17 protein-coding genes are annotated in these 17,539 nt (G+C 65.0%); 12 read left to right on the top strand and 5 right to left on the bottom strand.

The window, feature by feature from the left end:
• The first annotated feature begins 204 nt into the window (after positions 1 to 204).
• Together KSY82_RS07930 and KSY82_RS07925 are read left to right on the top strand one after the other, a co-directional pair.
• Positions 205 to 1,512: a lysylphosphatidylglycerol synthase transmembrane domain-containing protein gene (locus KSY82_RS07930; RefSeq protein WP_055309486.1), complete on the top strand. Its 1,308-nt coding sequence runs from the start codon at positions 205 to 207 to the stop codon at positions 1,510 to 1,512.
• 116 nt (positions 1,513 to 1,628) lie between these two features.
• The gene (locus KSY82_RS07925; RefSeq protein ID WP_055309485.1) at positions 1,629 to 2,240 is read left to right on the top strand and encodes a TetR/AcrR family transcriptional regulator; all 612 of its coding nucleotides are present in this window, start codon (positions 1,629 to 1,631) and stop codon (positions 2,238 to 2,240) included.
• Positions 2,241 to 2,335: 95 nt separating this feature from the next.
• Here the strand turns inward: KSY82_RS07925 and KSY82_RS07920 are convergent, their stop codons facing one another.
• The 5 genes from KSY82_RS07920 to KSY82_RS07900 all read right to left on the bottom strand — a co-directional run bounded on the left by KSY82_RS07920 (position 2,336) and on the right by KSY82_RS07900 (position 7,800).
• Positions 2,336 to 3,574, bottom strand: a complete 1,239-nt coding sequence (locus tag KSY82_RS07920) for an ABC transporter ATP-binding protein (RefSeq protein ID WP_217750032.1) — start codon at positions 3,572 to 3,574, stop codon at positions 2,336 to 2,338.
• Positions 3,575 to 4,597: a FecCD family ABC transporter permease gene (locus KSY82_RS07915; RefSeq protein ID WP_035138214.1), complete on the bottom strand. Its 1,023-nt coding sequence runs from the start codon at positions 4,595 to 4,597 to the stop codon at positions 3,575 to 3,577.
• A 22-nt stretch (positions 4,598 to 4,619) separates the two neighbouring features.
• Entirely contained in the window at positions 4,620 to 6,191 is a 1,572-nt protein-coding gene (locus KSY82_RS07910) for an ABC transporter substrate-binding protein (RefSeq protein ID WP_217750031.1), read from the bottom strand.
• A gap of 4 nt (positions 6,192 to 6,195) precedes the next feature.
• Positions 6,196 to 6,729, bottom strand: a complete 534-nt coding sequence (locus KSY82_RS07905) for a hypothetical protein (RefSeq protein WP_035138217.1) — start codon at positions 6,727 to 6,729, stop codon at positions 6,196 to 6,198.
• 144 nt (positions 6,730 to 6,873) lie between these two features.
• Positions 6,874 to 7,800 carry a sirohydrochlorin cobaltochelatase gene (locus tag KSY82_RS07900; protein WP_217750030.1) on the bottom strand — a complete coding sequence of 309 codons (927 nt, stop codon included), beginning with the start codon at positions 7,798 to 7,800 and terminating at the stop codon, positions 6,874 to 6,876.
• A gap of 459 nt (positions 7,801 to 8,259) precedes the next feature.
• Here KSY82_RS07900 and cobM point away from each other — a divergent pair, with 459 nt between their 5' ends.
• Genes cobM through cobS form a run of 10 tightly spaced genes read left to right on the top strand, consistent with a single transcriptional unit; the run spans position 8,260 to position 17,500 of the window.
• A complete protein-coding gene (gene cobM, locus KSY82_RS07895; RefSeq protein WP_217750029.1) occupies positions 8,260 to 9,051 on the top strand; it encodes a precorrin-4 C(11)-methyltransferase in 792 nt (263 codons plus the stop codon).
• A gap of 1 nt (position 9,052) precedes the next feature.
• On the top strand, positions 9,053 to 10,237 hold the full coding sequence (gene cbiD, locus KSY82_RS07890; protein ID WP_217750028.1) for a cobalt-precorrin-5B (C(1))-methyltransferase CbiD: 1,185 nt from the start codon (positions 9,053 to 9,055) through the stop codon (positions 10,235 to 10,237).
• Positions 10,230 to 10,463, top strand: a complete 234-nt coding sequence (locus KSY82_RS07885) for an SAM-dependent methyltransferase (RefSeq protein WP_195503385.1) — start codon at positions 10,230 to 10,232, stop codon at positions 10,461 to 10,463. The genes cbiD and KSY82_RS07885 overlap by 8 nt, the downstream gene beginning before the upstream one ends.
• The gene (locus KSY82_RS07880) at positions 10,464 to 11,597 is read left to right on the top strand and encodes a cobalt-precorrin 5A hydrolase (RefSeq protein WP_217750027.1); all 1,134 of its coding nucleotides are present in this window, start codon (positions 10,464 to 10,466) and stop codon (positions 11,595 to 11,597) included. It abuts the gene before it with no gap.
• On the top strand, positions 11,597 to 12,340 hold the full coding sequence (cobJ, locus tag KSY82_RS07875) for a precorrin-3B C(17)-methyltransferase (protein WP_217750026.1): 744 nt from the start codon (positions 11,597 to 11,599) through the stop codon (positions 12,338 to 12,340). Before KSY82_RS07880 ends, cobJ begins: the two co-directional genes overlap by 1 nt.
• Positions 12,328 to 13,677 (top strand): precorrin-6y C5,15-methyltransferase (decarboxylating) subunit CbiE, encoded by a 1,350-nt coding sequence (cbiE, locus tag KSY82_RS07870; RefSeq protein WP_217750025.1) that lies wholly within the window; start codon positions 12,328 to 12,330, stop codon positions 13,675 to 13,677. The genes cobJ and cbiE overlap by 13 nt, the downstream gene beginning before the upstream one ends.
• A complete protein-coding gene (locus tag KSY82_RS07865; protein WP_368042050.1) occupies positions 13,674 to 15,056 on the top strand; it encodes a cobyrinic acid a,c-diamide synthase CobB in 1,383 nt (460 codons plus the stop codon). The genes cbiE and KSY82_RS07865 overlap by 4 nt, the downstream gene beginning before the upstream one ends.
• Positions 15,049 to 16,191: a nicotinate-nucleotide--dimethylbenzimidazole phosphoribosyltransferase gene (locus KSY82_RS07860; protein WP_217750024.1), complete on the top strand. Its 1,143-nt coding sequence runs from the start codon at positions 15,049 to 15,051 to the stop codon at positions 16,189 to 16,191. Before KSY82_RS07865 ends, KSY82_RS07860 begins: the two co-directional genes overlap by 8 nt.
• Positions 16,188 to 16,736 (top strand): bifunctional adenosylcobinamide kinase/adenosylcobinamide-phosphate guanylyltransferase, encoded by a 549-nt coding sequence (locus tag KSY82_RS07855; protein ID WP_217750023.1) that lies wholly within the window; start codon positions 16,188 to 16,190, stop codon positions 16,734 to 16,736. Before KSY82_RS07860 ends, KSY82_RS07855 begins: the two co-directional genes overlap by 4 nt.
• A complete protein-coding gene (gene cobS / locus KSY82_RS07850) occupies positions 16,622 to 17,500 on the top strand; it encodes an adenosylcobinamide-GDP ribazoletransferase (RefSeq protein ID WP_368042049.1) in 879 nt (292 codons plus the stop codon). Before KSY82_RS07855 ends, cobS begins: the two co-directional genes overlap by 115 nt.
• Positions 17,501 to 17,539 lie beyond the last annotated feature (39 nt).

The raw sequence follows: 17,539 nt of genomic DNA, 5'->3' as shown, positions 1-17,539 counted from the left end.
GGACGCCGCCCTCTCAAGGCGGAGATCACCAGTTCGAATCTGGTACGGGCTACCATACATCTGATACCCGGCCTTCCCATGGAAGGTCGGGTTTTTATTTTCAAACAACCGTCTGCAATTCCCGTTTGAACCAGAGCTTTGCGTTCTGCCTATGGCCCTTACGGGTACAATATCCAAGATATTTTGACTGTTAGAAGGAGCCTCATGACGGAGTCCTCTCAGCATACGTCTAAGCCCCAGGTCGAGGTTGAGGCCTCGGGCGGAGATGACAATAAGAGCGCACGCCGCGGCGCCATCTTTATCGGCGTCGTGCTGGTAGGTTATATCGTCTATCTGGTGGTAACCGGGCAGATGGGGCAGTTCTGGGCCGCTATGTCGAGCGTCCAGGCGTCATGGCTCGTTGTCGCGTGTCTTTGCATGTTCATGTACCTGTTCTTTGGCATTGTGGCCTATGCGATCGCCGTCTGGCTCGATCCCAATTCGCCCGTCGGCATCCGCGACCTGATCTCGGTCGAGGCGAGTGGCATCTTCTTTGGTAACCTGACGCCCATGATGATGGGCTCCACCCCGGCTCAAATCTATCGCCTGACCAAGGCCGGCCAAAACGTGGGCGAGGCCGGCGCCACGCAATTCACGCGTTTTATCGTGTACCAGTTTGGCCTCGTTGCCTGGGGCGCTATCCTACTGCTTGCTCGCATGCCGTTTTTTGCCGAGCGCTATGGCGACATGACGTTGCTGTGCGTCTTTAGCTTTGGTGGGCACTGCTGCATCTTGCTGGGCATCTTCGCCGTCGCGCTCATGCCTAAGACCGTCACGCGCGTCGCCCATTGCATCATCAATTGGCTTGAGCGCATTGGTGTCTCGGCCACTAAGATCGAGGGATGGCGCACGTTTGTCGATGGCGAGATCTACTCCTTCTCCGAGAAGTTCAAGCTTTCGGCCGGACATTTTTCTTCCATGCTGCTCACGGTGGTCATCACCATGCTGCAGCTCGCGTTTTTCTATCTGGTGCCGTATTTCCTGATGCTTGCCTTTGGCCACCACGAGGTCGACTTTTTCTCGGTCATGGCCGCGAGCGCCTTTGTCCAGCTGCTGAGCTCTGCGGTTCCCTTGCCCGGTGGAACTGGTGGCGCTGAGGGCGGCTTTGCATTGTTCTTGGGTCATTTCTTTGGGTCGGCTTCGACCGCCGGCTATCTGCTGTGGCGCCTCATTACGTTTATTGCGCCGACCATTTTGGCTGCGCCCCTGCTGGGACTTAAGAGCGCCCACAACGAGAGCATCCATGCGCGCTGGGATCGTGTGATGCGCAAGCTCGGCCGCACGCCTCAGACGCCCTCTGCGCCCACTATGCCGCACCCCACGAATGCTGTTACCGTTGATCCCAAGAAGCGCGCTCAGAAGGCTTCTGGGACCGCTAAGCCGGCTCATAAAGCCTATGTGCGCCAGACAGGCGATGGTATTCGCGTATCTCCGTCGGCACTCAATAAGAAGAAGCATCCCAAGTCGCAGTAGGGCAGTCGTGCGTTCTTCATGATGCGGGGCATATTTGTGCTGTATGGGGGATAATCCTCTTACGTAGATTATCTCTCATCTGTTGATGAATGCTTGCATATCGAAGGGACACGCCCATGGCAACCAGCAAACCGCGTCTTGATCGCCGCATCGTTCGCAGCCGTAATGCCATCCTTTCGGCTTTCGAGCGCCTGCTCATGGAAAAGCCGCTGGCAGACATTACGGTGAGTGCCATCGCGCGCGAGGCCAATGTCGACCGCAAGACCTTTTACGTTCACTTTGGTACGGTTGACGGCCTGCTCGATGCCATTGCCGTCGATGTGGTGGAGATGATTGTCGACTCGGTCGAGAAAACGCTTGCTTCTATGGACGGTGACACCAGCGAGCGCGCTCTTGGCGCGGCGGCGACCTTCTTTAAAACCGTTAATGAGGCACTGTGCAACAACTTGGTGCTCAATCGTCAGCTGATCGAGAATATTCCGCTCGATGATTTCATGGCTCGTCTTCGTGCGCCGCTCGAGCACGAGATTGCCGAGCGAGATCTGCTGCCCCAAGGTCTCAAGGACGAAATGTTCGACTACTATCTGGCGTTTTTGCTGTCGGGTATTATCGGTATCTATCGCACGTGGGCGCTGTCTGACGGCTCGGTTCCTATCGAGCGCGTCTCTGAGGTCGCCAACGATCTGACTCTCAATGGTCTGTCGAGTCTGGAATCTCGCTTGGATTAGGCCTAGTTGGGCTCGTCGGCGTGGAAATTCCTGTTCCTGAGGTTCTCCGGCGCCTTGGAGACCTTGCCGGCGTAGGAGCTGTAGCCTGAGGATCCTTAAAAGAAAGTCCAGTTTATCCTTCCCACTCCAATTTTGGAATCCTCCGATGCGCCTTCGCACGCTCGCATGACCTCGATACCATGCGAGCGTGCGAACTCGACGAGCTCTGCGTTGCGGGCGTTTATGGTGCCGAAGGCGGCGGGGCACACGATAAGACGCGCGCAGTGGACGAGGAGCTCTTTGGCGCGGGCTATGGTTTTATCCCCGATCGGCTCGAAGGCGCGCTCGGCCACGCATTCCGTCGCCAGGTCGCGCGCAAGCTCGCAGTCGATGTCCCCTTCGTGCAGAACGCCCGCGTAGAACGCCTTGCCCTGCCGGATTAGCTGGCGAAACACAGCTGACCCCGTACCTGCGCCGGCGATGACGAACGTGTGCGCATCGCCGTGTGGGCGCCCAATTTCCACGCTGCCGAAGCGCTCGTTGAAGGTGCCATGTTGAAGGCCGTAGAGCTCGCCAATCGTCTCGCGCGTGAATATGTCCTCGGGTGCGCCGGCGCGGAAGACCCGGCCGTCCTTCACGCAAATCACCTTGTCGGCGCTTTTCTGCGCGAGCTCGAGTTCGTGGATGGACATGATGACAGCCACATTCCGCGATTTCGCAAGGTGGCGAAGTATTCGCAGCAGGTCGATCTGGTAGCGGATATCGAGATATGACGTGGGCTCGTCGAGCACGAGCACACGCGGATCCTGTGCGATGGCGCGTGCGAGCATGACGCGCTGGCGTTGCCCGTCGCTTATCTGCATGAAGTCGCGCTCGGCGAACTCTTCCACATGTGCGGTTTTCATGGCCTCGTCGACCCGACTATGGTCGTCGGGCGAGAATGTGCCCATTCGCCCGGTGTAGGGATGCCTTCCCGCCTCTATGATATCGCGGCAGGTGAGGAGCTCGGTCCGGGGTCGATCTGTCAGCATAACGGCAAGGTTCCTTGCGAACTCCGCCGTCTTCCATCGGGAAATCTCCCGCCCGTCGAGCTCGACCGCGCCGGCAAGCGGTGCCAGATGGCGTGTGATGGTTTTCAAGATGGTCGACTTGCCCGAGCCGTTCGGCCCGATGAGCGCCACGACGTCGCCCGCGCGAACCTCCAGCTCGACGCCTTCGACTACGACCTTCTTGTCGTAGCCCGCCGACAGGTCGCTTATGCGGAAAAGCGGCGCTCCGTCAGCCTTCGTTGCGACCGGGGTTTCGAGGTTCGACTCCCCTCTGAGCGTTTTGGGCCGCGGCATGAATTCCCCCATCTACCTCACTCGTTTCTTCAACATGAGTGCGATAACCACCGGCGCGCCGAAGATGGCGGTGACGGCGCTGATGGAAAGCTCGACGGGGGAGAACAGCGTGCGCGCGATCAAATCGCAGCCCGCGCAGAAGATGGCGCCTCCCAAGAAGCACGCAGGAATCACGCGGATGGGCTTCGACGACTTCAGCGCCGACTTAACGAGATGCGGAACCGCGATGCCTACGAACGACACCGGACCAGCGAACGCGGTCACGCAGGCGGAGAGCATGCTCGCTAGAAGGACGAGCACCACGCGGAAGCGTGCGACGTTCACGCCGACGCTTTTCGCGTAGGCTTCTCCCAGCTGGAAGGCGGAAAGGGGCTTCGATATCGCGAATACGCATGCGCTCACGGTGATCACCACGACCGCGATGACCGCGATGTCGTCCCAGCTCGAACCCGAGAAGCTACCCAAAGACCAGTTGTGCAGGTTCACGATGGACTGGTCGTCGGCGAAGGCGATGAGAAAGTTCGTCGCCGCCGAGCAGATGTATCCCACCATGACGCCCGCCACGATGAGCATGGCCATGGAACTTATGCGCCGTGCGATGAGGAGCACGAAGCCGATGGTGATAAGCGATCCCAGAAACGCTGCGGCCACCATGGCCGGCGAGGACATGGCCTGGTTCGCGCCCAGAAGTACGATCATCGTAAGCGCGACGACGAACTTTGCGCCCGAGGAGACGCCCAAGATGAACGGGTCGGCGATGGGGTTGTTGAAAAACGTCTGCAGCAGGAACCCGGAGAGCGAAAGTGCCCCGCCGAGAAGCACGGCTGAAAGCACGCGCGGCAGACGAATCTCCCAGATGATCTGGATTTCCATGGAATTGGCCGCGCCGCCCGAAAGGATGCCGGGGATGTGGTCTGCGGGCACGAGCACGCTCCCGATGCACAGGTTGGCCCCGACGAGCACGATGAGGGCAACAGCGAGCAGCGCCGTCACGACGCGACACCGCGCGGCGCGCCCCGATTCGTCGTATGTCATGGAAAGCCGGCTTCTCATGGCGCTAGCCGAGCTTCCTCAGATAATGGAAGTTGCTCGCGTCATCGCCGGTGAACGCCCCGTGCAGCTCGTCGATAATGTCGGCGCTGGAAGTCATCTGCTGGTACATGTCGGCGCTTGTGACCCAGACGTTGCCGTTCTTCACGGCTTTGAACTGCGACAATAGCGCGTTTTTGCCTACGAAGTCGTTCAAGGTGGCAACCGATTCGTCGATGGTGCCGTTGTAGACGATAATGTCGGCATCCTTCGCCGTCGCGTAGAAGCGCTCCATTTCGAGCGTTACTGACGAACCTGACGTCGACGCCGCCTGCGCGTCATCGAGCGCGTAGTTGCCGCCTGCAAGCTCGATCATCTGCGCCACGTAGTCGCCCGCCCGCCGCGTGACGGCGGCCCCGTTCGAGTTAATGTAGAAATACGCCACGGTTTTACCTGACGACGCGAGCCTCGACGTTTGCTCGACGCGGGCCTTCTGCTCGTTGAACAGGTGCGCGGCCTCGTCTTCCTTGTCGAACAGGACGCCGAAAAGCTTAATCCACTCGACGCGCCCGAGTGCTTCGGGCTCGCTCGACGACTGTTCGGTGAGCACGACGAGCCCGAGCTTCTGCAGCTTTTCCTTCACATCGGGCGTGTGGTTGATCATGGTGTTTTCGATGGCGAGCGTGCAGCCCGAGGCCGATATTCGCTCGTAGTCGGGCGCGCTGTACTTGCCGCCGTAGGCGATCGCCCCACTTTCGAGTGCGCTTTTGAAGCCCGCGACCGAGCAATCGTCGGCCTTCGTGCCCGACATGAGGATGTTGTCGTTCGCATCGAGCGCGTCGACCAGGCACATCGTCGCCGACGACACGAGGTACACCTTGTTGGCGGGACGCCTTATGACCGCGATGTCGGAGCTCAACCCATCAGGTACCTTTGCATCTTGCGGTACCACGAGGAAGCGCTCCCCGTTCGAAATGCAGATAAGCCGCAGGCCGCCTTCGTACTCGTCGACAGTGAAGTGCTCGGCGTATTCAAGCTGAAGCGCCCCCGTCGGCTCCCAGCCGCAGCCCAAATCGGCGTTGTGGAAGTCGGCCGCGGCGCTTGAAGCCGTTCCCGCAGGGGAGCCGCCGCTTGCATCGTCGCCCGATTTCTCCTTCATGGTGGATGAGTCGAAGTGGAGCGTGTAGTCGATGGTGTGCGGCGTCGACATGGCGACGGTCTCGGCCGACACGGCGATGTCCTCGTCGAGCGTGACGGGTATCTCGAACGTGGAGTTGCCGCCGTCGTTTACGGGCGCGTAGTCCACGCCGTTGACGGTCATTTTGTCGTAGTTCGAACTCGACCAGGTGATGGTCGCGGTGTAGGTGTCGCCATCCTTCACAATTGTGGTGGGTGAGGCGATGCTTGCGCGCCCTGACCCGCCGGAGAGCGAGACGCTCACAGTGTATTCCTGAGAGCCTGCCGTGCCACCGGTCGCGTTCGGGCTCGCACTGCACCCCGCGAAGGGAAGCGCGAACAGGGCGACGAGAACGCAGGCGATCGCGCGCACCGCGATGCTGCGACGCTTCCTGCTTTCCCCCTTGGGAAGAATCGACCGCATGGCGTTACTTCAGTGCGTCGGCGCGCAGATCGACGCCGGCGGATTCGAACACGAGCGTGCGGTCGTACCACTGCTCTTTTCTAATACTCCACGCGGCGCAGGCGGTGTCCTCGTCGAGCGCTTCAACGGGCACGTCGTAGGTGTACTTGCCTTCCGCGTTTTCCACATAGGGGATGAAGTCGGCCTCGCTCGCGGCGGCAGCCTCGTCGCCCGTGCCCATGAAGAGCTTGCCGTAGCCCGTGCCGGAAAGCGTCATCACGCAGTGCATGGAGCCGTTTTCCACGATGAGCTGGGCGTCCACAATCCTGAACATGTTCGAGCTGGAATCTACGGTGATCGGATAGGTGCCGTCGGCCACCTTGTCGGCGGTGATGGGGGCAGCGCTTGCGCCCTCGGGCGCATCGGCCGCCTGTTCGGTCTTTTCCTGGGAATCGGCATCGCTTGCCTTTGCGCTGTCGATTGAATTTCCGCCGCAGCCGGCGAGCGAGAACGCGAAAAGCGCCGCTGACAGGGCGAAGGCGAGGGTTTTCTTCAACATGGAGGGGGTTCCTTTCAATCGCTCCGACCGCCCGCGCCGTGCGGTGGGCGGGCGGGATGCGAATGCAACGGGCGTGCGCCGTCAGTCGGGGAAGGCGCATGCCCGTTGCACGGGGACGCGACCGGCGCCCCGTGCGCGGCGAGTTTACAGCTTGGCGATGGCGTCGTCCACGTGCGAGACGTAGATGTCGTCGACCGCGACGTTCTGTCCCAGACCCTGGAGCAGGCACGTCACTTCGAAGCCGGCGGCCACGAACTTCGCAGCCCAGCTGTCGGGGTCGGTCTCGTCTGCCATGTCGTTGTTCGCGTGGTCGCCCGCGACCACCATGAACGGCGCGAGCACGGCCTTCTTGTAGCCTGCGGCGCTCGCGGCGGCGATAACATCCTCGCAGGTCGGTTCAGCCTCGACGGTGCCGACGAAGAACTGCGTCAAGCCCTCGTTCTTGAACACTTCCTGCATCTTGGCATAGTCGGCGTTGGAATCGGCTTCGGTGCCGTGGCCCATGAGGCACAGCGCCGTCTTGCCGTCGTCGAAGGACGCCATGTTTTCCTTAATGGCTGCGGCCACCTTCTTGTAGTCGTCGTCGGAGGTGAGCAGCGGGTCGCCGAGCGAGATCTTATCGAACTTGTCGGCGTACTTGTCGAGCTCGTCTTTCACGTCGGTGTATTCCAGGCCGCCCATGAGATGCGTCGGCTGCACGACGATTTCCTTCACGCCGTCTTCCACGCAGCGGTCGAGCGCCTCGGTTATGTTGTCGATCGTGATACCGTCGCGCTTCTTCAGCTTGTCGATGATGATCTGCGCGGTGAAGGCGCGGCGGATGTCGTAGTCCTGCCAGTACTTCTCGCGGATAGCGTCTTCGATGGCGCCGATGGTGATGTGGCGCGAGTCGTTGTAGCTCGTGCCGAAGCTCGTGACGAGGATGACCGGCTTCACGGCCTTCTCCTTTTCACTCGATTTCTCGGAACTCGCGGAGGTGTTGGAGCAGCCCGCGAGCGCGACTCCGGCGAGCGCGACGGCTCCGGTTGCTGCGGCGCCCATGAAGCCGCGGCGTGACATCTGGTCGGACATGGTTTTTCCTTTCCTCGGTTTGCCGGTCCCCCGGCGACAGTTGCTTGTCGGCACAAGCGAAAGAAAAGCGCACCCCTCGGGGTTCACAAGGAGCTAACGCCACGGCGATGCCGTGAGGAAAAGGCGAAGCAGTCTGGCTTGGGGCGCGAGGCGGTTCGCCCGCGCGTCCTATACAGTAATGTCCCTTGCCCAGGATTCCCACCTGGTTCCCTCCGCAAGCCAGCGCGGGCTGTGCGGGCGCCGCGCCGGTCATTTCCTTTTATCCGATTGTCATATGCTCGTTGCCGAAACTGTTACTATCATAGTGGGCGCTTGCGGGCGTGTAAAGCCAGGGCGGGCGGCATTGCGCCTCCTGCCTGCGTATTTGCGTCGCCCTTCGCGCAGCGGGCGCCGTGTTTTGCCCGCTGCGCGAAGGGCGACGCAAACAGTTGCGACGAGAAACGGGAAGGGAAGGCTCGGATGATTCATATCGTTGGCGCAGGTTCGGGCGCCGCCGACCTTATCACGCTGCGCGGGGTGCGTCTTCTGCGCGCGGCCGACGTGGTCGTTTGGGCGGGGAGCCTTGTGAACCCCGAGCTGCTCGCTGAGTGCAAGGAACCCTGCATCGTCTACGACAGCGCGCACATGACCTTGGAGGAAGTGCTCGACGTGATGTGCGCGGCAGATGCGCGGGGCGAGGAAGTGGTGCGCCTGCACACGGGCGACCCGTGCCTGTACGGCGCCATCCAGGAGCAGATGGACGCGCTCGGCGCGCGCGGCGTGGACTACGAGGTGGTGCCCGGCGTGTCGAGCTTTTGCGGTGCCGCGGCGGCGCTTCGCCAGGAATACACGCTGCCGGGAATCAGCCAGTCGGTCGTGATCACGCGGCTTTCCGGGCGCACCTCCATGCCCGCGGGCGAGGGCATGCGCACCATGGCGGAAAGCGGCTCGACTATGGTCATCTTCCTGAGCTCGGGTATGCTCGCCGAGCTTTCCGCCGAGCTTTTGGCCGCGGGCCGCAGCTCCGACGAGCCGGCGGCGCTCGTGTACAAGGCGACCTGGCCTGAGGAGCGCGTGGTGCGCTGCACAGTGGGCACGCTCGCCGATGCGGGCGCGCGAGAGGGCATCGACCGCACGGCGCTCGTGGTGGTGGGCCGCGTGCTCGGAGCTCGCGGCGGGCTTGCGCACGATGGCGCGCAAGCGGAGTCGTACGAGCGCAGCAAGCTTTACGACCCTTCGTTTGCCACGGGGTATCGGAAGGCGAGAAGCTAGCGTGGCCTTCGAGCACTACATATATACCGGGACGACCCGCCTGCGCTGCGGCTATACCACGGGGAGCTGCGCCACGCTCGCGGCGAAGGCGGCCTGCGAGATGCTCTTGTCACGAAAGCCCGTCGGCTGCGTGTCGATCGTCACCCCCGGCGGGCTGCCCGTCGAGACGGACGTGGTCGACGCATGTATCGGCGAGGGGTGCGCCCAGTGCGCCGTGCGAAAGGACGCAGGCGACGATGCCGATGTGACCGACGGCGTGCTCGTGTACGCGCGCGTGGAACATGCGGGGTCGGGCACGGGCGCTGCGGGCAGCAAGGGCGTGCCCACGCGCGAAGCGGAAGTTTCCGTCGATGGCGGCGTGGGCGTGGGGCGCGTGACGTTGCCCGGGCTCGAGCAGCCGGTGGGGGCGGCCGCCATCAACGCGACGCCGCGCGCGATGATCACTTCGGCGGTGCGCGAGGTGTGCGCCGCGCACGGCTTTTCTGGAAATATTGCTGTGACGATTTCGGTACCCGAGGGCGTTTCCCTTGCCGAAAAGACCTTCAACCCGCACCTGGGAATAGAGGGCGGCATCTCCATCCTGGGCACGACGGGCATCGTCGAGCCGCGCAGCCTCGCTGCCTTGCGCGACAGCATCGAGCTCGAGATCCGGCAGCATGCGGCTATGGGGCGGCGCGAAGTCGTGCTCACGCCCGGCAACTACGGCGGGCAGTTCATCTCGGGGCATTTCCACCTAAACGGTGTGCCGGTGGTCTTCATCTCCAACTTCGTGGGCGATGCGATTGATTGCTGCGTTCGCGAGGGATTTACCAATGCCCTTCTTGTGGGACACATCGGCAAGCTGGTGAAGGTCGCGGGCGGCATCATGGACACCCATTCGCGTACCGCTGACTGCCGCGCGGAGATTCTGGCCGCCCACGCGGCCTTGGCCGGCGCGGGCGCGAAGACCGTGCGCGAGATCATGTCGTCGGTCACGACCACGGCGGCGCTCGAGGTAATCGAGGCCGCCGGCGTGGGGGACGCTGCGCGCGCCTCGCTCGCTGCGGCAATCGAGGACAGGTTGCGCCGCCGCGCGGCGGGCGCATGCGACATCGCCGCGGTCGTGTTCGACGCCGAGCGCCGCGAGCTTTTCCGCACGTCGGGCGCCGATGCAGTTATCGGGAAATTGGGGGCGACGTATGAGTAAAGGCGTGCTGTACGGGGTGGGCCGCGCAATCGGCTGGCCGGGGACGAAGGTGGTCATGAAGGCGCGCCGCTCGCTTGCGGACACGAAACGCATCCTTCGCGAGGAGGGCGCCTTCGACGGTGCCGAGCTCGTAGAGGACTGTGGGCTTCCGGGCGAGCGCGTATACCGCTCGCTCGACGATGTGCCTGATCGGGGCAGCTACTTCTCGACGATGGTGGTGCGCTAGATGAGGGTTTCCTGCATAGCGTTCACTGAGAGGGGGCATGCGTTGGCGGAGCGCATCGCACGCGCGCTTTCCGATTGCGCGCAGACAGGTGAAGATGACCCTGGCTGGGACGTTTCCGTTTCGCGCGGGTTCGGCGAGGGGAAGGTCGACCTGCGCGCATGGACGGCGCTCGCGTGGGAAGCGTCGGACGCGCTTCTGTTCGTGGGCGCGGCGGGCATCGCCGTGCGGGCTATCGCGCCGCATGTCGCCTCGAAGGCAAGCGATTCCGCGGTTGTGGCGATCGACGAGGCGGGGCGCTTTGCCGTCCCGCTTTTGTCGGGGCATTTGGGCGGTGCGAACGAGCTGGCGCAAACTGTGGCACGCGTGGCAGGGGCCATTCCCGTCATCACCACGGCGACCGACGTCCGCGGCGTGTGGGCGGTGGATACGTGGGCGCGCCGTGCGGGGCTCGCCGTTTCGAATCCCGAGGCCATCAAGCGAGTGTCGGCGCGGCTGCTTTCGGGCGGGCGCGTGGCGCTCTATTCCGACATGCCGATTTCGGGACAGCCGCCTGAGGGGGTTGACATTGCGTCCGACCGCGCTCGGGCCGATATCGTCGTGTCGCCGTTCGCTGGCGCGAATGCGGGTGCGTCCGTTTGCGCGGCGGAGACAACGGGCGTGGTCGTGCCCGCCGGTGAGACGGGGAAGCCGGCGGGCGTGCGGGCGCAGGCGCCTGCGCCCGAGCCGCTTCGCCTTGTCGTGCCCTGCATCGTTGCGGGCATAGGGTGCCGTCGCGGTGCGTGCGCCGAAGCGATCGGGGAGGCGTTTCTTCTCGCGTGCGGGCAGGCGGGCATCTCGCCTTCGGCCGTCCGCGAGGCGGCGACGATCGACGTGAAGGCGCACGAGGAGGGTCTGCTCGCCTTCTGCCGCGCGCGCAATATCCCGCTTGCGACGTATTCCGCAAAGGAGTTGTCGCAGGTCGAAGGCAGTGTTTCGCCATCTGATTTCGTGCGCGCGACGGTGGGGGTCGACAACGTGTGCGAGCGCGCGGCGCTCGTGGGCGGGGGCAAACTTATCTTCCCGAAGCTCGCTCACGGCGGCGTGACCGTCGCGTTTTCCAAGGCAACTATCGAACTTTCGTTTAAGGAGCGGTGATGGGAAAGATCTTCGTGGTGGGGATTGGCCCGGGCGGCCCCGACGGCATGACGATTGCGGCTCGGCGCGCGCTCGAGGCGGCCGACATCGTTGTGGGGTACACGAAATACGTGGAGCTCGCGCTCGCCGCCGTGCCCGACGCGGCGCATCTCGCGACGCCGATGATGCACGAGGTCGAACGGTGCCGCCTGGCGCTTTCGCGCGCGCAGAGCGGAGAAGCCGTGGCGCTCGTGTGCAGCGGTGACGCGGGCGTGTACGGCATGGCGAGCCCCGTGCTGGAGCTTGCGGAGGACTACCCCGATGTAGACGTGGAAGTTATCGCCGGGGCCACCGCGGCTCAGAGCGGGTCGGCGGTGCTCGGCGCCCCGCTTGCCCACGACTTCGCGGTCGTGTCGCTCTCCGACCTGCTCACACCGTGGGAGGTCATCGAGCGCAGGCTCGCCGCCGTGGCGAGCACCGACTTCTGCATCTGCTTGTACAACCCGCGCAGCAGAAAGCGCGCCGACAGGCTCTCGCGCGCGGCGAAGATTATGCTCGAATGGAAGGCCCCCGACACGCTCTGCGGCTGGGTTCGCAACATCGGGCGCGAGGGGCAGCAGTCGGGAATGTGCAGGCTCTCCGAGCTGGGGGAGCTCGATGCCGACATGTTCACCACCGTGTTCGTCGGCAACGCGGGCACGAAGCGCGTAGGCGGCCGTATGGTCACGCCGCGCGGGTATCGGGAGATTCCATGCGAAAGGTAACGATCATCGGGGCGGGGCCCGGAAACCCCGACTTGCTCTCGCGCGCGGCGCTCGACGCGATCGACATCGCCGACGTGGTCATCGGCGCTCATCGCGCGCTTGCCGGCATCGACGTGCCGCCCGACGTGGTGAGATGCGAGCTCGTGAAGACGGCGGACATCGTCGCCGCGCTCACCGATGCGGCGTCGTGGCAGCGCGCCGTGGTCGTGATGACGGGCGATGTGGGGCTGTTCAGCGGCGCGCGCCGCCTGGTAGAGGCGCTCTCCGGCGACGCGCAGGTGGACGTGCGCGTCATTCCCGGCATAAGCTCAGCGTCTTATCTCGCCGCGCGCCTCGCGCGTCCATGGCAGGATTGGCGCTTCGCGAGCGCTCACGGCGTGGCGTGCGACATCGTGGCCGAGGCCGAGCGCGCAGGTGAGCTCTTCCTCGTCACGTCGGGCGGGGAAGACCCCTCGCGGTTTTCGGGCGAACTTGTGCAGGCGGGCTTCGGGGACGCGCGCGTGACGGTGGCCGAGCGCCTGTCGTACCCCGACGAGCGCATCACCTGTGCGACCGCAAGTGAAATCGCAGGTCAGACGTTCGACGACTTGAACGTGATGCTTATCGAGTTCGCAGGCGGCGCCGGGTCGCCCGCTGGCTCTAGCGCAGCCTCCGAGGCGCCGGCCGGCGCGTCTGCGCCCGCGGCGGCTTCTTCCGCGGCGGACTCTGCGGGCGCATCCCGCGCCGCGAGCCCCCGCTGGCCGTACGCTTCCTCGGGCATTCCCGACGAGCTCTTCATCCGCGGCGACGTTCCCATGACCAAGCAGGAGGTGCGCGCCGTCGCGCTCGCGAAGCTGCGCCTTACCGCTACCGACACCGTGTGGGACGTCGGAGCCGGCACGGGGAGCGTGTCGATCGAGGCGGCGCTCGTCGCGCGAGCGGGGTCGGTATGGGCGGTCGAGCGCAACGCGGCCGGCGTGCGGCTCATCCGAGAGAACGCGGATGCATTCGGGTGCGGCAACGTGCATGCGGTCCCCGGTGTCGCCCCCGAAGCGCTCGCGAAACTGCCCGTCCCCGACGCCGTGTTCGTCGGCGGGAGCGCGGGCGAGCTTCCCTCTATCGTGGAGGCGGCGCTCGAGAAGAACTCGCAGGTTCGCCTGTGCGTGCCATGCGTCACCGTTGAAACGCTCACCGAGGCGTGCGCGCTCCTCTCGGGTTCGCGCTTTAATGGGTTCGAGGCGTGCCAGGTGTCGGCCGCCCGCGCCGAGGCTGTAGGCTCGCACCATCTTATGAAGGCGCAAAACCCCGTGTTCCTCGTCAGCGCGCGTGGTGCAGGTGGGGAAGGCGGCGCCCGGTGAGCACGTCCATCCCGCGCTTCATGGTCGCTGCGCCCTCGAGCGGGAGCGGCAAGACGGTCGTAACGTGCGCGCTCCTGCGCGCGCTCGCGCGCCGCGGTCTTGCATGCGCGGCCTTCAAATGCGGCCCCGACTACATTGACCCGCTCTTTCATCGCCGCGTCGTGGGTGCGCGCTCGGGCAACTTAGACGGCTTCTTCACCGACGCCCCGACGCTGCGCGCCCTGCTCGTACGCGGCGCCGCGGGCGCGGATGTTGCGGTGCTCGAGGGGGTCATGGGCTTCTACGACGGCATGGCGCCCGGAGTGGCCGACGCGAGCAGCTACCAGGTTGCGCGCGATACGGAAACGCCGGTCGTTTTAGTGGTGAACGGGCGTGGGGCGTCTTTATCGCTCGCCGCCGTAATCCGCGGCATCGCCGAGTTCCTGCCTTGTGCGAACGTGCGCGGCGTCGTGCTGAACAAGACGAGCGCCGCTGCCTGCGCCTACGCGGCGCCTGCGATCGAGAAGCACACGGGCGTCGCGGTTTTGGGTAATATCCCCGCCGACGAGGCGTTCTCGCTCGAAAGCCGGCATCTGGGACTTGTGACCGCCGACGAAGTCGAGCAACTCTCCGCGCGCATCGACAAGATGGCCGAGCTGGTGGAAAAGAGCGTCGACGTCGACCGCTTGCTCGAAATAGCGGCGACGGCACCCGATATCCGCGAGGAACCTTACCGGTTGGAGCCGATCGCGGGAGCGCGGCCCATCGTCGCCGTCGCGCGTGACGAGGCGTTCTCGTTCTACTACGAGGAGAACCTGCGCGCGCTCGAGGACCTGGGTTGCGAGCTGGCCTTTTTCAGCCCCCTGTGTGATAGCGAGTTGCCCTGGGGGACAAGCGCCCTCTATCTGGGAGGCGGCTACCCGGAGCTCCATGCGCGGCAGCTCTCCGAGAACGCGCCGATGCGCGAGGCGGTGCGGCGCGCGGTGGAATCCGGCATGCCGACGGTCGCCGAATGCGGTGGGTTTCTGTACCTGCAGCGCGAAATCGCCGATAACGAGGGGCGACGCTGGCCTGTTGCGGGCGCCCTTGAGGGCGCAAGTGAGAACGGGGGAAGGCTGTCCCGTTTCGGGTACGTGGAGCTCGCTTCCCAACGCGACGGTCTCTACGGGCCGCGCGGCACACACATCCGCGCGCACGAGTTCCACTACTGGCAGTCCACCTGCCCGGGCGGCGACTTCTGGGCGCAGAAGCCCCGGCGCGACAAGGGCTGGCCGTGCATGACGACCACCCCGTCCCTGGTGGCGGGCTTCCCGCATGTGTACTATCCTACGAACCCCGACGTTGCGCGCGCGTTCGCGTCTGCCGCAGCGTCGTTCGCAGAGAGGAGACGGCATGGCTGAAGCAACCGAAACCGCGCTTGCCTGCATCCGCGAGGAAGTCGAGCGCGCGTTCTCGTCGGCGCCGGGTGCCGTGCTCGAAGCCGCGCTCTCCCGGATCGCGCCCGCAGACGAGTGCGCCCGCGCCGCCGCGTACGCCGCGTGGGACTCCATCGCGCACCCCTTGGGGGGATTGGGCGACTTTGAAGACGCCGTCGCGTGTATCGCCGCAGCTCAGGGGAGCGCCGAGGTGGCCGAGTTCCCCCGTGCGCTCGCGGTATTCTTCTCCGACAACAGGGTCGTTGCCGAAGGCGTGTCGCAAAGCGGGCAAGACGTGACGCGAGCCGTCGCGCGCAACATGTGCGAGGGGGCCACGAGCGCCTGCCGCATGGCGGCGTTCGCGGGTGCCGAGGTCGTGCCCATCGACGTGGGTATGGCCCGGGGCATAGAAGACGCGCGCATGGTGCGCGCGAACGTGCGGCGGGGGAGCGGCAACATCGCGCATGGCCCCGCTATGTCTCGTGATGGGGCCGTGCGCGCGATCGAGGTCGGAATCGCCGTCGCGTGCGGGCTTGCCCGCGCCGGCGTGCGCCTTCTCGCCGCGGGCGAGATGGGCATCGGCAATACGACCACCTCGGCGGCGGTGGCCGCAGTGCTCATCCGGGCGGACGCGCGGAGCCTCGTCGGGCGCGGCGCGGGGCTCTCGGACGCCTCGCTCGCGCGCAAGCGCGACGTGGTCGAACGTGCTATCGACACGAACTCGCCCGATCCCGCCGACCCGATCGACGTGCTCTCGAAGGTGGGCGGCTTCGACATCGCGGCGATGTGCGGCTTCTACCTGGGGGCCGCCGCCTCGAAGGCGCCGGCGCTCCTCGACGGGGTCATATCCTGCACGGCGGCCCTGTGCGCGGCGCGCCTGTGCCCCAACGCCTTGGGCTACCTCGTGGGCACCCACGCATCAAGCGAACCCGCAAGCCAGGAGCTCCTTCGCGAGCTCGGCATAAAGGCACCCCTCGACGCAGGCATGCATTTGGGCGAGGGCGCGGGCGCCATGGCGTATCTGCCCCTTCTGGATTCTGCGCTGCGCGTGTACCGGGATGGGAAGACGTTCACGGCGACTGGCATGGCTGCTTACGAGCATTTCGAGGCTGGGAAATGACGGTGACGTTCGTTATCGGCGCCGCCGCGAGCGGCAAGAGCGCCTATGCCGAGTCCCTGTGTCTCGGGCACGACGGCCCCCGCGTGTACCTGGCAACGATGGAGCCCTTCGGGGAAGAGGGCACCCGCCGCATCGCGCGCCATCGGGCGATGCGCGAGGGCGAGGGGTTTTCCACCCTCGAGCGCACGCGTGACGTGGGCGCCGCAGTGCCCGGGCTTCCGTGCGGCTGCACGCTTCTTTTGGAGGACGTGGGCAACCTGGTTGCGAACGAGCTCTTCGCGGAAGGCGGCTTGTCCCCACGTGACCCCGACGCTGCGGCGCGCGAGGTGCTCGGAGGCATCGAACGGCTCGCTCAGGCCGCTGCGTATACGGTGGTGGTCTCCGTCGACGTGTTCGCCGATGGGATGCGCTACGATGAGGGGACCGAGGCATGGAGGCGCGCGCTCGCGCGCGTGAATGCGGGCGTGGCGGCGCTGGCCGACCGCGCAGTCGAAGTGGTATGCGGGATTCCCGTGTGGATGAAAGGCGAAGGACCTACAAGGTGAAGATAGCAGAGGCAATCGGCGCGGCGTTCGGAACGTTCTCGCGCATCCCCGTCCCGAAATCGGCCTGGACCGATTTCGGGTCAACCCATGCGCTTGCCGCGTTTCCCCTGGTGGGCCTTGCGGAAGGCTTCCTCATGACGGCGTGGGGACACGTTGCGAACCTGCTCGGCGTGCCCGCGACCATCGTCGCGGCCGTGCTCGTGGCGCTGCCTGTGGCGGTGACGGGAGGCATCCACCTAGACGGGCTCTGCGACACCTCCGATGCGCTTGCAAGTTGGGCCCCGCGCGAGCGAAAGCTCGAGATCATGCACGACCCGCGGGCGGGCGCCTTCGGGGTCATCGGTGTTGTTGTGTACCTTATTCTGCAGTTTTCCCTGTTCACCGCGCTGCCGCTTACGGCGGGGGCGTTCCTCGCGCTTCTGTGCTCGCTCGTGTTCTCCCGCGCGCTTTCGGGGCTCGCCGTAGAATGCTGGCCTGCCGCGCGGGCGGACGGCATGGCCGCGGGGCTCTCGCCTGCGAAGAAGCGCGCGGAGATCGTCGTGCCGCTTTGCGCTTTCGCTGCTGCTTCGGCTGCAGGGATGGTCGCGTGCGCTCAGGCCGTCGGCGCCCTTATAGCGGTGGCGGGGCTTTTGGCGCTCGCGTGGTATCGCCATGTTGCCCTGTCCCGCTTTGGCGGGGTGACGGGGGATTTGGCCGGATGGTTTCTGCAATGGGCCGAGCTCGCGATGCTTGCCATGCTGGTGGCGGGGGGCATGCTCCTATGATTCTCGTGGTAGGTGGCGCGCATTCGGGGAAGAGGACCT

It is taken from the genome of Collinsella aerofaciens (assembly GCF_019131995.1).
Taxonomy (GTDB): Bacteria; Actinomycetota; Coriobacteriia; order Coriobacteriales; family Coriobacteriaceae; genus Collinsella; species Collinsella aerofaciens_S.
The sequence above is the reverse complement of the archived record's forward strand: the minus strand, read 5'-3'. Positions and strand labels throughout refer to the sequence as shown.